Source organism: Lysinibacillus sp. EB271-A1-10B (genome assembly GCF_058791335.1).
The window spans coordinates 41,847-56,697 of sequence record NZ_JBYTDL010000025.1 but is presented as its reverse complement, the minus strand read 5'-3'; the positions used below and the strand labels follow the sequence as shown (position 1 = coordinate 56,697).

Annotated in this window: 12 protein-coding genes; 3 read left to right on the top strand and 9 right to left on the bottom strand. The window is 34.7% G+C overall.

What is annotated here, in order from left to right; genetic code table 11:
- Positions 1-58: 58 nt before the first annotated feature.
- The 7 genes from AC3WSK_RS22505 to AC3WSK_RS22475 all read right to left on the bottom strand — a co-directional run bounded on the left by AC3WSK_RS22505 (position 59) and on the right by AC3WSK_RS22475 (position 7,604).
- Positions 59-2,032 carry an ABC transporter permease gene (locus AC3WSK_RS22505; protein ID WP_492414510.1) on the bottom strand — a complete coding sequence of 658 codons (1,974 nt, stop codon included), beginning with the start codon at positions 2,030-2,032 and terminating at the stop codon, positions 59-61.
- Complete coding sequence (locus AC3WSK_RS22500) at positions 2,022-2,741, bottom strand: ABC transporter ATP-binding protein (RefSeq protein WP_079561302.1); 720 nt, start codon at positions 2,739-2,741, stop codon at positions 2,022-2,024. Before AC3WSK_RS22500 ends, AC3WSK_RS22505 begins: the two co-directional genes overlap by 11 nt.
- Positions 2,742-2,992: 251 nt before the next feature.
- A complete protein-coding gene (locus AC3WSK_RS22495) occupies positions 2,993-3,175 on the bottom strand; it encodes a lipoprotein BA_5634 family protein (RefSeq protein ID WP_368483748.1) in 183 nt (60 codons plus the stop codon).
- Between the two features lie 573 nt (positions 3,176-3,748).
- Positions 3,749-4,492 (bottom strand): methyl-accepting chemotaxis protein, encoded by a 744-nt coding sequence (locus AC3WSK_RS22490; RefSeq protein WP_427482325.1) that lies wholly within the window; start codon positions 4,490-4,492, stop codon positions 3,749-3,751.
- Between the two features lie 7 nt (positions 4,493-4,499).
- Positions 4,500-5,048, bottom strand: coding sequence for a HAMP domain-containing protein (locus AC3WSK_RS22485; RefSeq protein ID WP_427482323.1), 549 nt, complete (start codon positions 5,046-5,048; stop codon positions 4,500-4,502).
- 388 nt (positions 5,049-5,436) lie between these two features.
- Positions 5,437-6,300 (bottom strand): hypothetical protein, encoded by an 864-nt coding sequence (locus AC3WSK_RS22480; RefSeq protein WP_427482321.1) that lies wholly within the window; start codon positions 6,298-6,300, stop codon positions 5,437-5,439.
- Positions 6,301-6,572: 272 nt separating this feature from the next.
- Positions 6,573-7,604, bottom strand: coding sequence for a protease inhibitor I9 family protein (locus AC3WSK_RS22475; RefSeq protein WP_492414511.1), 1,032 nt, complete (start codon positions 7,602-7,604; stop codon positions 6,573-6,575).
- A gap of 707 nt (positions 7,605-8,311) precedes the next feature.
- On the opposite strand from AC3WSK_RS22475, the gene AC3WSK_RS22470 reads away from it, so the two are divergent.
- The 3 genes from AC3WSK_RS22470 to AC3WSK_RS22460 all read left to right on the top strand — a co-directional run bounded on the left by AC3WSK_RS22470 (position 8,312) and on the right by AC3WSK_RS22460 (position 10,262).
- Positions 8,312-8,998 (top strand): cupin domain-containing protein, encoded by a 687-nt coding sequence (locus AC3WSK_RS22470; protein ID WP_079561298.1) that lies wholly within the window; start codon positions 8,312-8,314, stop codon positions 8,996-8,998.
- Between the two features lie 144 nt (positions 8,999-9,142).
- On the top strand, positions 9,143-9,430 hold the full coding sequence (locus AC3WSK_RS22465) for a hypothetical protein (RefSeq protein ID WP_427482317.1): 288 nt from the start codon (positions 9,143-9,145) through the stop codon (positions 9,428-9,430).
- A gap of 346 nt (positions 9,431-9,776) precedes the next feature.
- On the top strand, positions 9,777-10,262 hold the full coding sequence (locus AC3WSK_RS22460; RefSeq protein WP_492414512.1) for a DUF3231 family protein: 486 nt from the start codon (positions 9,777-9,779) through the stop codon (positions 10,260-10,262).
- A gap of 239 nt (positions 10,263-10,501) precedes the next feature.
- Here the strand turns inward: AC3WSK_RS22460 and AC3WSK_RS22455 are convergent, their stop codons facing one another.
- Positions 10,502-13,108, bottom strand: a complete 2,607-nt coding sequence (locus AC3WSK_RS22455; RefSeq protein ID WP_492414513.1) for a cation-translocating P-type ATPase — start codon at positions 13,106-13,108, stop codon at positions 10,502-10,504.
- Between the two features lie 544 nt (positions 13,109-13,652).
- The gene (locus AC3WSK_RS22450) at positions 13,653-14,843 is read right to left on the bottom strand and encodes an MFS transporter (protein WP_079561294.1); all 1,191 of its coding nucleotides are present in this window, start codon (positions 14,841-14,843) and stop codon (positions 13,653-13,655) included.
- Between the last annotated feature and the right edge of the window lie 8 nt (positions 14,844-14,851).

Sequence of the window (14,851 nt, the reverse complement as noted above, 5' to 3'; positions counted from 1 at the left end):
TATTAACATTTACCACCAAATCAGAATAACCTGACTATAAGTAGCCAGGTCATAGGTATTACTCTTCTCTTATCATATCTATAATATTATCCTGTTGGACTCTTCTCAGCGGTAGCAGAACAGATAAATAACTGATTAACAAAGCTGCAGCAAACGTAATGATACAAGCATTATAGGGAATCGACCATTCAACATGAAAGTGACCCGATGCAGCCGTGTATATAACATATGAAAGTATACAACCGTAAAAAATACCTTGCAAGCTTCCAGAAAAACCGTAAATCAATGCTTCATAAATAATCATTTTTTTCAAATCTCTTTGGGACATGCCTATGGATTTTAATGCAGCCAGCTCTTTCCGTCTAATCATGATACTTATAGTAATTGTATTAAGTATATTTAAACTGCCAATTAAAGAAACGACCACAATAAAAGCATATACAAGAACTTTGATGGTGAGAGCTTCTTCATTTTTGGCTTTATTCTCTTCAAAGTTATTGACCACTGCAATATCGTGTTTTTTTCCAATAGTCTTCTGGATGTCTTCAACAGTCGCGATAGATTGATTTGTATCCTTCAATTCAATCTTAATACTTAAGTCTTGTTCGGAAACCTCGGATACATTTTTAATCAACTTTAATTGTTCTAAAACTTCCAGATTTTCAGAAGAAACATTATTTTCTGCTTGTAAATAGATTGTAAGATCCGATTCGGACGGATCGTTCACAAGTTTGGATGATAATGCGATGTTCATTAAAGATGAAAAAGTAATAAACAATACACTACTTATAATGATTGATAAAATAGTAACGACATAACGATTTTTATTTCTTTTTACATTTTTAATGGCCATACTTAATGGGAACGAAAAAGGCTTTCTTAGCACTTTATTATTTTGTTTTTTGATTCTCTCTTTTTTTATTGACAATCTACTGCTAATTGCCAACAATGGTGATATTCTTCCTGCGAAAAAGGCGGGGTAGTAACTGGACACTAATACAGCTATCAGAGTAAGAATCGAACTAGTAAATACTATCTTCCAATCAATATTGAAAAAGGAATATGAGCCTTTGTCTAATAAAATCCAGAAAAAAGCTTGGAGAATAGCAAGCGCCAATAAGCTGCATACAATCCCAATTGGTATGGCTATGAAAGCAAGAACCGCAGCTTCTTTCATGACAATTTGTCGAATTTGTTTTCGTGTAGCACCGATGCTTCTCAACAAGCCGAACTGCTTCATTCCCTCTACGATACTGATTTGAAAAGCGTTATAAATAACAACAATTGTCGTAATTACAACAATGCTAACTACAACTACTAGAATAGCCAAAATCGATTGATCCGATTCCGGTTTCAAAGCTCGAATCAAATCAGTATTAATAGCAATGTTATTGTCTTCAGTAATTGAGTTTAATTCGTCTAAAACCTCATTAAAATCTGCCTTCTCGTTAATTTCTATTAATATCCTTCCCTCTCCAATAGCAAACTCGCTTTTATACGTTAATAATCTCCCCTGTTTATTTTTTTGTGTAAACTCGCTATTATTTAGTAAACCGACCAGTTTATATGATTGTCCATCCAGTTCAAATGAATCACCTAATCGGAGATCTTTTTTTATAGAAGGAATTAACCAGGAATCGATAGCGGCTTCATGAGCATTGGTTGGTAATTTTCCATCCAGAAGACTGTAGGTTAGAAAATTTAAGGCGTGATGATCCGCGAAATTAATTTGCGCAGAAACCTCTCCAAGTGGAAAGATGTCCCCTTCAGACATTAAACCAAACGATTCAACTTGGGGATTAAATCTGATTTTATTTAATATTTCTTCATCGTAATCTGAAATACCAACATGAAAAGAAACACCGTTTAATTTCTTCATGTTCTCAATTCGAGCGAGTTGAGATCCTTTCATATATAGACCAATAGTTGAAATTAACGCTACAGAGAGTACGATTCCAACCAAGGTCAAAATTGTTCGTTTCATATTCCCTTTTAAATACTTAGTACCTAGTTGCTTATAACTATTGATCAAAATCATTCCCTCCGGTCAGTGACTCTTTCGCAGTCAGTCGTTGGTCAGAAATGATTTCACCATCTTGTATAGTGATAATCCGATCCGAAGCTGATGCTATCGTTAGATCATGAGTAATCATTACAATGGTTTGATTGTATTTCTTTGCAGTGAATCTAAATAAATCCATCACTTCTTTCGTATTTCGAGTATCTAGATTACCTGTAGGCTCATCAGCAAGTATCAAATGCGGACGATTAATAAGCGCCCTGCCGATTGAAACCCGTTGCTGTTGCCCTCCAGATAGTTCGGAAGGTAAGTGATCCTTACGTTCTTGAAGCCCCAGGATATTAATGATTTCATTTAAATACTCCATATCTATAGATTCACTATCCAATAACGTAGGTAAAGCAATATTTTCTTGGACATTTAATACCGGTAGCAAATTAAAGAATTGAAAAATGAACCCGACTTTTCTTCTTCTGAATACTGACAGCTCATTATCTGAATATTTATAAATATCATTATCCCCAATGAATACCTTCCCAGAACTAGGGTGGTCCAAACCACCTAAAATATGAAGTAGAGTACTTTTACCAGAACCAGAAGCACCGACGATTGAGACAAACTCGCCTTGCTGAATAGAAAGATTAATTCCTTTTAATGCATCTACCCTGTTATTGCCTTCCCCATAACTTTTCACTATATTCTCCATGCGTACAACTTCCATATGACCCATCCTTTCATCATTAAAACTCAATCTTTTATGTAAGTTTTGTCATTTAGAATAACAAAATCCAAAGCCATATATCCGACCCATATTTGATTCTTAATATAACTTACAAGTATCATTTGTCCATTCAAATCTATCTGGCTATCTATCAAATCATAATCACTTATAGAATAGAACAAATTTAGTGAACCAGGTAAATCTTTAATTTCATTAACAGGGTCTGAAATGGTAGACACACTGTCTGGTTCTTATCTTGCTCTAATAATTCCTTTCTTAACTACTTGTTCAGCAGTAGTTTTGTTAATAACCATATACTCACGTTCTGATTCACCTTTTTTTGTTACGATGAACTTCGCTTTGTAATCATCAGTTTGTTTGGTTTTATTTTTATATCCCTGCTTAACTTTATTTACATCTTCTTCTGTACTGATAACTAAAATTCCATTGGCCGGTTGTGGTGGTCCTTGAATATAACGTTTTACTCCGAATCCTATACCTATAAAAATAGCGATAACTAAAATAAACTTATAATTTTTTTCATTTTCTTTCTCCTTTTTACTAGATGTCTAAATTATAGACTAGATATTCTTTATATTTGAATAACTGTTATCTAACTATTTATTCTCTATTCTTACTCAATTGTAAGAATAGATACTTTTCCATATGTTAGGAAATGGCAATTTACTTCTAAAATAATAGTATGATACATTGCGTTGTTTGGAGAAGCATCGCTCGACTCCTGCGGGAAAGCGAGACAGACGAGACCCCGCACGAAGCGAAGCGTAGGAGGAGGCTCATCGCCCGTCCGCGGAAAGCGAGCGGAATGCTTCGGAAAACAACAGTAGAATCACAGTGCCAAATGAAAAAAGCGAGGTATTCAACGATTAAATCGTTGAATACCTCGCAATGTGAGAGGATATGGACTTTTTCAGTGCCCTTGAATCTAGCATTCAGTTTTTTTAAATATCATTTGATATGTATTTTGAAGCAATACTATACTACCTTTAGTTATGTTTAATTTTAAACCTACTGATTTCGTCAATTATTTCACTTGACATTTTATCTAATACGCTTGCATAACTAGCTATTTCTTCATTAGAAGCTGTTTGTTGCTCAATCGATAATGCAATAATTTGTAAGCTTGAAGATGTATCCTCTGCAACTTCAGCAATTTCAACAATTGCTTCATTGGTTTTATTTGCTTGTTTATTTACATTTAGCACAATACTTTTGACTTCATCTGTAGCAACGCTAATTTGATAAATATACTCTACAATGTCTTTAAATGCTTCACCTGATTGTTCTACTACTTCTCTACCTTCATCAACAAATTGCGAACCATTATTAATCGATTTAACAGCACTAGATGTTTTGCTTAGAATGTCATCAATTAATATTTTGATATCATACGTAGCCTTCCCTGCTTCTTCTGCTAATTTTCTAACCCTATCAGCTACCACTGCAAAACCTTTTCCTGCTTCACCAGCTTGAGCTGCTTCAATAGAAGCATTTATTGCTAGTAAGTTTGTTTGATAAGTAATACGTGTTATAAGCTCTAAAATCGTTCTAATTTCTTGTGATTTTTCCCCTAAAGCATTGACAACATCCGTTGATTCTTTTACAGAAGCGTTAATTGTGTTCATTTTATCAATTGATATTTCAATTAATGACAACCCTAAATCAGCTTTTAAATTAGTCTCACCCGCTACATCTGAAACTGCTTGTACTGCATGTGATACATTTCTCATTTCTTCATTAATAGCTTGAAACGATTCTGATATTATTCACCTGAACATCTGATCCAGATACGATTCCCTTATTGAAATTGGCTATTTTCTCAACTGAGGAACTATTTTGATCAGCAATTGATGTAAACTCCTCTGTATAAGACGATACTTTCAAAGAAGCTTTCTTCGCCTTTTGAATCACTGTTTCTATGTTATCAATCATATTATTAAAATAATAGGATAACTGTCCAATTTCATCTTTAGATTTATCCTCAAGGCGTATCGTTAGGTCACCTTTAGCAGCAAATGTCATCGCATTTAATACCTTGTCAATTCGCTTAATAACTATAAATCGTGTACATAAAGAAATAATGAATGTTCCAATAAATAAGGATACAAAAGTATTGATGGTAACTTCAAGACTACCATTGATTTTATCTACTTTATCAATTTGATCATTAATAAAATTTGAGATATGAGAACTGATATATAAACTGATAGCTACAGCTAAAATCATTTTAAAAATTAGACTTTTTCTAAATTTAATCGTACCTTTTTTAGTTTCATCTGTATTCATTTATTTACTCCAATCTTATGTATGCTTACGTCGTACTGCCCCTTACATACATATTCGTTACTGTATAATAAACTACTTCATATTTACATATGTTGGATTATCTTGTGTTGTAGCATACTTTCTGATGTTGCAAAATCCCAACTTGGTTCTGCAATACCCACTCCTGTAATGGCACTAGGAATTTAAATCATTTTCCCTGCAACTTCACCTATTAGCAAAAATGGTGTACTGAAACTATTTATAAGTTGTTCTATTTCATAGGCAATACCAAATAAGCTTTTTACATAAAATGCGCCTGTGTCGATTCAACCACAGGCGCTTTATCGTAGCATCATTACCTAACTAATTTAGTTAGATTAAGTGGGTTATAGCATTCTATTAAGATTCGTTAATGGTAAAAAGCTATGGCAATTTCAAGAGCTTTAAGTGGCTCTTTGATTGAATCAAGCGTATAGACCAGTTTTTCGTCCTGCCAAACAATTGAATTCCCTGATTCATAAACATCTAAGCGCGCAAAACCATTTTGTTTTGGAATTGGGAGCATATGTGTTTCTAGAAATTGGACTGCCTGTTTTGCAAGTTTTACACCTGCTTCTGAATTGACTGTTCGTGTATGTGTCGCAATTGCCCATCTACCCTCATTCCAACCAGTCCATAAAGAACCAGCTCCTGCATCCTGATAACCTTTAATTTTATAGCCAAGATCAACCTCTTGACCACCATTTTGACTGAAGTTCATAAAAGCAATTTGCTCATTTGCTTCTTTAGCATTCTGATATTGCTTTACTACCAGCCTTGCAATAGCAGTAGCTGACTGTGAATTTTTAAGCTTCGGATCATTGATTGGCAAATACTTTTTACTTTCAAAAAATAGTATTTCAACTTGGTTAGCTTCAGCCTTCGTTGTTGCAGTTAAAAATGTACCTTCTGTTATCGGTAGCCCTTTTGGTAAAGTTATAGATAAATTAGTTTTAAGCTGGTTCTTAATATTTTTTAGTACACCCGCCTGTGTAAGAGATGCTTCTGTGTTTCCCTTATTTGTTTTGGACGGTTCCTGATTTTCGTTTGATTGATGCTCTTCTTGTGACTTGTTTGGCACGTTAGATTCTTGTTCCTCTTGCGGCTTGCTCGGCACGTTAGATTCTTGCGCCTCTTGTGGCTTGCTCGGCACATTGGGTTTTTCTTCTTTATCAGAGCATGCACTTATTATACTGAAACTTAAAAGCATGGAGATAAAAAGTACTTTTTTCATGGCATTGGCCCCCTAATTTTTTTCTTCCTGTCCTTAATCAACTGAAACTTTTTGTTATTTAATCTCATTAATTCATTTCATCAAATCATTAAACTTTTGACCGAGTATAACGTATTCCTTATTCTTTGCCTTTAGAAAACCAAACTTATTTAAGCCTTAAACGAAGAACAGCTTTGTCATCAACTAAACCACAAAATACTGACGTTGTTACTACCACTAATGGAATTAGAGTTCTTTAATGTGAAAGGTTACTTGTTTCTTTTCAGGTTAATCTATTCTTTCACTTCTTTTAGGGTTACTTTAATACGAGGATAATAGATACTCGTAACACCTTCAAACGCAGAATCTGTGCCAATAAATAACCACAGTTCTCCTTTTTTATCAGTTTCAACAATAAACGGGCGTTGTTTATTATTAAAAGGCTTTAACTCATACTTCTTATCTATTGTCGTCTTTGCCAAGTCACCAATCATAAATGCATCTTTACCTTCTTTTTTTTGATTCCCTTTATCAATATTCATCAAATAAAATCCCGTGTTATCTAAAACTGGGATTGGTTCCGTATTGGTTGCACCAATTTTCACATATACACTTTCACCAGGCGATCCACCTACGCCTATTTTATCTCCAGCATTAGTGGCAATATCGAAATCAAACGTCACACTATATTTTGTATTTGGTTTTAATCGATCATTTGTATCCAATTTCTTCTTAACAAACATAAATAAATCGTCACTTCCATTATATCCACTTAAGTAAAGACCTTTTTGTTTATTGTTTATCTCTTTAGGTAGTGACTTAAGAGAAAATCGGAGCTTATAACGAAGTTTATCTTTATATGGATAGTCAGAAAATCCACCGATCCATCCATTTTTATCCTTGCTAAAAGTTGATTCAACAATGATATCATCGTAATTCGTTACTACCTGGTCTAAATCAATAAGTGTGACAAACGCATTTTTGTTTAACAATAAAATTTGCTCTTTGGTTAAATCTCCAGCAAAACCACTAATAACGCTATCATAAGTATATCTTATTGAAAATTCGCCAATTTCCTTTTCAAGTTTCGCATAGTCTTCTTTGTCGAGCATTTTATTAAAACTAACAATTACTGAGAATACATCCGATGTCGAAGCTCCCTCAATCTTTCGAGTTAGTTCTTCTGATATTTTATAAGGGAGAATATTTACATCGTGTACATTACTGTGTGCTGCTAATGCCGGTTTAGTCAAATTTAATCCTGAAACTGATCCGCAAAATACTAACGTTGTTGCTACTACTAATGAGATTTTTTTACTACTCATTTATTTACCTCCTAAAATTCGATTCAGTTAATAGACGAGAATAAGATTGGATTTTTTTAAAAAAATCCAATCCAAGAGTATTAAAATATACCTTACAGTTATAGAACTCATTTACCTAACTAAATTAGTTAGGTAAATGCTATTATAAACATTTATTCTCGAAAATTCACCAATTTTCTTTTCAACTTTTGCATAGTCAGTAGTCACATAATCTTCTTTATAAGCGTTTTATCAAAATAACAATTATTGAGAATTTGTTTGATGTCGAATCTTCTCCTATCTTATAAGGGTGAATACTTACTCTTGAACCTTACTGTTTCTAATAGCGGCTCAGTCAAATTTAATTCTGAAACTGGTCCGCAAAATAATACATTGTTACAACTACTAAGGATTTTTTTCAATTCATTATTTACCTCCTAAAATTATAATTTAATTATTAGACGAGAATTCATTAGAATGAGTTTCATTATTTTTCAAAAGAACCAATTAAAGGATGTAAAATGCTAACATAAAATTATAAAGTTCTTTAAAATGAGGCTGCGCCTAATAGGGTTCTTTCATCAACCGGAGCCCACTTTCGAAGGCTTTGGCCAACATGTTTTTTGTAAGAAAGCAGATAATGGGCGTTCGCGTAAGCCTAAAATAGCTTTGTACATATTCTGTGCTTAAGACATGTATTGAAACTTAACTAGAGAAAGGATGTAAGTATTAGCTCAAATATTGACTATACTTCACCGTCAACACAGTTCACCTCTGATGTCAATGACAACACTCTTTTTAAAAGAGATGATCGGAATTTTATAAACATTCTAGGTGTAGAACAATTAAATACGTTAGAAAATACATCTTTGCTTGATATTTTTCTAAGTAAGAATAAGATGATAGAGCCACACTATCATCAAAATGCAGCAGAACTTGTTTATTGTATTTCCGGTGCTGCGATTGTTTCTATATTTAATCCCTTTACAAAAGAGATTAAAAACTATCCGATCGAGCCTGGCCAAGTCGCCAATGTACCGCAAGGATGGTGGCATTATGAAATAGCTACTGAGAATGACACGCATTTACTGGCTATTTTTGATTCTCCAACTCCTGACGTTATTTTAGGTTCAGATATATTGAAATTTACACCTTCCAATGTCATGGCTCACGCGTATTGTTTAGATGAAACTCAGTGGAAGAAAACAATTGCGCCTGTTGTACCATCAACATATATCGGTCCACCTAAAGATTGTAACCGTGTAAAATCAACTGCTGAAAATCAAAAAGATCAAAAGCAACAAAATGATCCTCATCATGAACATAAAAATAAATATATGCCTTTGAACCCATATCCGCCATATCGCTATCCAAATATGAATCCTTATATGAATCCTTATGGCTCATATTATTAATCAAAAAACGAAAAATCATAATTGTTCATACGAGTGTATGACTCGACATCATAAGCTCTACACCTTTCATTGCATAAAAATAAATAAAAAGGAAAATCTATATTTTAAGTCATAGCTTCGTTATTACTAAAAGAGGTGTAGAAGATGGAATTATTTCCAGTGATCCATACAAATTTTTGGGATGCTGTAATAGCCGTTCCAGCAGTGTTACTTATTACACAGCTAATTAAGGTATTTATGCGCGTTAAGCCTAAATATGTTCCTGCAGTCGCCCTTGTTATTGGCTTGATTATTTCTATCTTCATTAGCCATAGACATAATCTTATTGCTGGAATATTTATGGGCTTTTTTTATGGTTATGCAGCTATCGGAAACTTTGCTGCATTAAAAACAACTATTAATAGCTATAAAAGAAAGAAATTAAAGGAATAAAACCTTAGCTCATAACGTGGAGCTGATTTCCGTTCCGACTGGGGGCGTCGAATAAACTGATCCCTAGACAAACGTTTTTACAAAATGACATCCAACTCTTTAGTTTTATCGGAACACTTTCAGAAATTATCGATCAACTTTCACATTTTATCACCCAACTTTTAATTTTTATCGACATCCACCTTCCAAAGAGCAAAAAAAGGATTCATACACAAAACTGTGTGTGAATCCTTTTACGTTGTCATCGCGATTACCCATTTTATTGTAAAAAATGATTAGAATTTCATTTATTAACACATCCTAATCTCAAATAAATGAACGAGAACATGAGTTAGGATGTGTATTTATGGAATTGGCAAATGGAAATCTAACATCTTTACGCTATAAGGAAATTTTTAAGATTTGGACGCAGATTGGCGTAAATAATGGTTATATAGCTTCAAATCATGCATTTTTCAAGCACGCTGTTGATAAAAAACTGAAGGCTATTATTGTGAATTTTGTGCAATGTTTAAAAGAGGAAAATAAACAACTAACAGCGTTATTAAAGGAAAATGGGATACTTGCCCCTACTACATCGATCGACTATGGAAAATTGAAAATGAAAAATATACGAGGGAAAAAAGCTATTAATGATACAGAGATCAGCACCATTTTATCGATGAATATAGCTTCTTCAGTTATTTCAGTCAGTCAGGCTTTAGAAATGTCTGTGAAGAAGAAGCATACTGCAAAATACGGTGAGCTTCATATGAGGTATGCGATACTTGGCGCAAAGCTAATACGGCTCAGTAACGACAAAGGCTGGCTACTAGCTCCTACAACAATTTAATGTTTCTCTTTAATGAGGAAGGTTCCTGTTCTATGTTACTCGCTTTCCCTTGGAAAGCGTCAGCAGCAAAGCGACCAGTCGGAACGGAAATCAACTCCTCATTTTGTCCAAGACTATACCTTATTTAAGTAAGATATCTTCATTTCATTACACAAGCGCCTCATTCACAAAAATTTCTGGTTTTTAACACTAAAAAGCTCTCGTTTCAACAAAACGAGAGCTTCAATATTTATTACTCATTATCGACTTCTCACAAACAACAGCTTGTACCACTGATTCACGATGAACGGTAACACAGACAAGCTATAAATAAAGCCTAATTGTGCGGTGCTTAATGTGGCAACTTCAAACACACCTGTAAGCATTGGAATAAACAATACTGCGTGTAAACTTAAAAAACCGATTAAGAATGCAAGCCAAGTATATTTATTCGAAAATAGTCCAATGGCGAAGATAGATTCTTTAGCTCTGGAATTGAAGCCATGCACTAATCGTGACAAGCATAATGTTGTAAATGCCATCGTGCTCGCCGTTAAAGTATCTCCAGTTGACAATCCGATTTCAAAGGCAACCGTTGTCGAAATGGCAATTAATATTCCTTCGAGCACCACTTGAGTAGTAAATGCTTTATTTAATAATGGTGCATGAATATTTCGAGGCTTGTCCTTCATTGTTTTTTTATTATTCGGCTCTAAACCGATTGCAATCGCCGGTAAACTATCCGTTAGTAAGTTAATAAATAATAGATGCACAGGTGCAAAAGGAACTGGCAAACCTAATATTGTTGCATATAAAACAACAAAAATGGCACCCGCATTCCCAGATAATAAGAACAAAATAGCGTTTTTGATATTCGTATAAATACTTCTACCGTTTGCAATAGCCTTTACAATCGTTGAAAAATTATCATCCGTTAGTATCATAGAGGAGGCATCCTTCGCGACCTCTGTGCCGGTAACTCCCATTGCCACACCAATGTCGGATTGTTTTAGCGCAGGACCATCATTAACACCATCTCCTGTCATGGCGACGACATGCCCTTTTTCTTGCCACGCTTTCACGATACGAATTTTTTGAGCCGGTGTTACTCGGGCATAAACAGAAAAATCGTTAACCTTTTCTTGAAGCTGCTGATCTGTTAAGCCTTCTATTTCATGCCCTTCAATCGCTTCAGAAGGATCATTTAAAATCCCAATTTGATTGGCAATAGCCGTTGCCGTAATTTTATGATCACCTGTAATCATCACCGGCTTGATACCAGCTTTTATACATTTTTCAACCGCACCTTCAGATTCTTTTCTTGGAGGATCCATCATCGCGACTAAACCAACAAAGATTAAATCTTTTTCAGCTCTTACATCGATTGCTCGATGTCCATTTACCTCTTTGTAGGCAACTGCTAGTACCCTTAACCCCTTTATAGAAAATTCACGATTTACCGCTTCGATTTTTTCGCGTTGTTGTTTTGTAATATTAAATATACCTTTTGAAGTTTCAACCTTTACAATTTTAGGAAGAAGGACATCTAATGCTCCTTTTGTAATCATAATAGATTGCTGATTGATAGTGTTCACAGTACTCATGAGCTTTCTATCTGAATCAAAAGGAATTTCGGCCACTCTTGGATAATAATCTCTTACTAATAATTCGTCAAAATCATATTGCTTCCCTAATTTTACGAGTGCCAGCTCAGTAGGGTCACCGATTTCCTTACCGTCCCTTTCCACAGCATCACTACATAATATTGCCTTTAACATAAGATCTTTCTCAACTGTATTTTCAGTGTATAGCTGATCATGTGGAATCACTTTTTCATCCACATAAACCTCTTGAACAACCATTTTATTTTCTGTTAATGTTCCTGTTTTATCTGAACAAATGACAGATACACTTCCAAGACTTTCAACAGCATAGAGCTTTCGAATAATGGCATTTTCCTTTGCCATTTTCTGTGTCCCAAAAGCTAGCACAATAGTAACGATCGAGCTTAACGCTTCTGGAATTGCTGCGACGGCAAGTGAAACAGCAAACATAAACGATTCTACAAGCGCACGTCCTCTAACAAGGTCAATTACGAAAATAGCTAGACAGATTAACGTAATCCCTAAAGCTAATTTTTCTCCGAAATGATCTAAACTTACTTGTAGCGGTGTTTTCTTCTCTTTCGCAGTATCTAGTAAATTTGCAATTTTGCCGATTTCAGTCTGCATTCCGATAGCTGTAACCATGACAATACCACGACCAGTTGTCACATAGCTTCCAGAGTATGCCATGTTCTTTTTATCAGCAACTGTTACATTGCTTTCCTTAATAGCATCAACACTTTTCCCCACAGCGATTGATTCACCTGTCAGCGAGCTTTCATTGATATGCAAATTATGACTTTCTAATAGTCTCCCATCTGCATTGATATAATCGCCAGCCTCCAAATAAAGAAGATCTCCAACGACTAGATCTTCTGAAGCAATCTCTATTAGCTGATTATTTCGCATTACTTTGGCAATTGGGGAGGTTAAGGCTTTTAAATTATCCAAAGACTGTTCTGCCTTGACATGCTGAACAGTACCTAGGATAGCGTTTAATATAACGACAACCATAATGACAACGGTGCTTCCTACTTCTCCTAATAGAAATGAAACGAAAGCAGCAATGATTAAAATAATGACTAATAAATCTTTAAATTGTCCAAAGAAAACGGCGAATGCACTTGTTTTTTTTCCTTCCGCTAATACATTATAGCCGTATACTTCCTGCCTCTTTTGAACGTCATAATCACTCAATCCTTGATCTGTCACGTTCAAAGTTTTCATCACTTCAGCTGATGATTGTTGATGATATTCTGACATTCGATTCCCCCTCCATTTGAAATTATTAGACAATCATGCCAATTAAGTAACTCACAGCATCCCTGAGAAAATGCTGTTATTAGTTAACAAGTTAGATTCCCATTAGTAGACCCCTTTGAATTATCTATCTTAGGCAGAGAGAACATAATGTATCCTAAAAATAGTATTGAATCATCAGACTCCCTATCTATTGAGCCCCTAAAATACTTTAACTACAACAATCTATTCCTTGTCCTATTCCAGTATGATAATAATCGATATAGAAATTAAATATTTGTTTAATATTGAACATATAAAATAAAGTGAAACTTGAATCAGTAGGGTTTTACGGGTAGTTCATGCAAGACAAAACGCGATGACAATGAAGCGATATCGAACATAATAACCTCCGCTTACTAGCTATATGAACAAAAAAAGACATTTGGAATATAGCTATTCCAAATGTCTTTCATCACATGCATAGACTCCCGATAGGCCAGTCTTGCAAATATTATCTTATTTTAGTTATCTTTCTTTATTTGCGGATATTAAGTAATCGAGTGTATTACGAGTTGTTATGTGCCGATTTCATCCCTAACTCAGCTCCATGTGAAACTGGCGCTCTTTTTAGAGAAAAAATGGCACAGCCTAAAGCACATAAAACTAAAATGGCACCGAAGCCCGCTAAATGCTTAGCAGATCCTGTAACAGCAAACATAGCCCCACCAACAGCTGATCCGATAGATATACCGATTTGTAATGCAGCAGTATTTAAGCTTTGTTGAATATCAGACGTTTTTGGATCAGTTTCTATTAAATAATTTTGTAATGGAGGGGTAAGTGCCCAGCTAAGTGCACCCCATAAAACTGTCGCGACTAAAAAGAGTGGAAAAGCAATAATTGTGTAAGGAATACTAAATAATACAACGGCAAATGTAGAGACAATAATTAGAATGGCTTTACCAGTACCAATTTTGTCACTTAGCCAACCACCAAGAGCATTCCCACTGACAGACGCTATTCCGAAGATTAGATAACAGATACTAATCCAAGAGGCATTCATATCAAATGCTTCTACTAAAAATGGCGTTAAATATGCATAAAGCATATAATGACCAGCCAGCATAAACAGTGTTGTTAATTGTGCACTTAAGATTTTTAAATTCGCCAATGATTTAATTTGAGCCTTTAATGGGACAATTTCTACAACTGGCATTTTTTCAAGTAATAACGCAATAAGAATCATAGATATAGTTGAAAGAAGCGCAATTCCTAAAAATATAGCTCTCCATCCAAATGCTTCCGAAACAAATATCCCAATTGGCACACCGATGACAAGTGCCGAACTAACACCTATGAAAACAAGCCCTAACGCTTTTGCACGATGTCTTGGTTCAACAATTTTTGTGGCAATTGTTAAGGATAAGACGATGACCAATGCAGTACTCATCGCCGTGAAAATTCTAGCAATCATGACGATCAAGAATGTCGTACTAAAATACGTCATAAGATTACCTAAAGTAAAAATAAATAAAGAAATAAGATAAAGGCGCTTCCGTTCCACTTTTGCGGTTAATGACAAAAGGACAGGCGCAGATATCGCATAGACGAGAGCAAATATTGTAATTAATTGTCCCGCTGTTGATAAGGACACATTTAAATCTTTTGCAATTGTTGGTAATATACCACCTACAATTAATTCCACCAATCCTACTGCAAAGGTAGTAACGGCCAGAATGTAAACTCTCCAATTCATAATTATCA

Bases quoted from the DNA above. Each gene is read 5' to 3' on its own strand.
- AC3WSK_RS22450 (WP_079561294.1), bottom strand. From the start codon at position 14,843: ATGAATTGGAGAGTTTACATTCTGGCCGTTACTACCTTTGCAGTAGGA.
- AC3WSK_RS22500 (WP_079561302.1), bottom strand. From the start codon at position 2,741: ATGGAAGTTGTACGCATGGAGAATATAGTGAAAAGTTATGGGGAAGGC.
- AC3WSK_RS22455 (WP_492414513.1), bottom strand. From the start codon at position 13,108: ATGTCAGAATATCATCAACAATCATCAGCTGAAGTGATGAAAACTTTG.
- AC3WSK_RS22490 (WP_427482325.1), bottom strand. From the start codon at position 4,492: ATGAGAAATGTATCACATGCAGTACAAGCAGTTTCAGATGTAGCGGGT.
- AC3WSK_RS22460 (WP_492414512.1), top strand. From the start codon at position 9,777: ATGGAATTGGCAAATGGAAATCTAACATCTTTACGCTATAAGGAAATT.
- AC3WSK_RS22480 (WP_427482321.1), bottom strand. From the start codon at position 6,300: ATGAAAAAAGTACTTTTTATCTCCATGCTTTTAAGTTTCAGTATAATA.
- AC3WSK_RS22485 (WP_427482323.1), bottom strand. From the start codon at position 5,048: ATGAATACAGATGAAACTAAAAAAGGTACGATTAAATTTAGAAAAAGT.
- AC3WSK_RS22475 (WP_492414511.1), bottom strand. From the start codon at position 7,604: ATGAGTAGTAAAAAAATCTCATTAGTAGTAGCAACAACGTTAGTATTT.
- AC3WSK_RS22465 (WP_427482317.1), top strand. From the start codon at position 9,143: ATGGAATTATTTCCAGTGATCCATACAAATTTTTGGGATGCTGTAATA.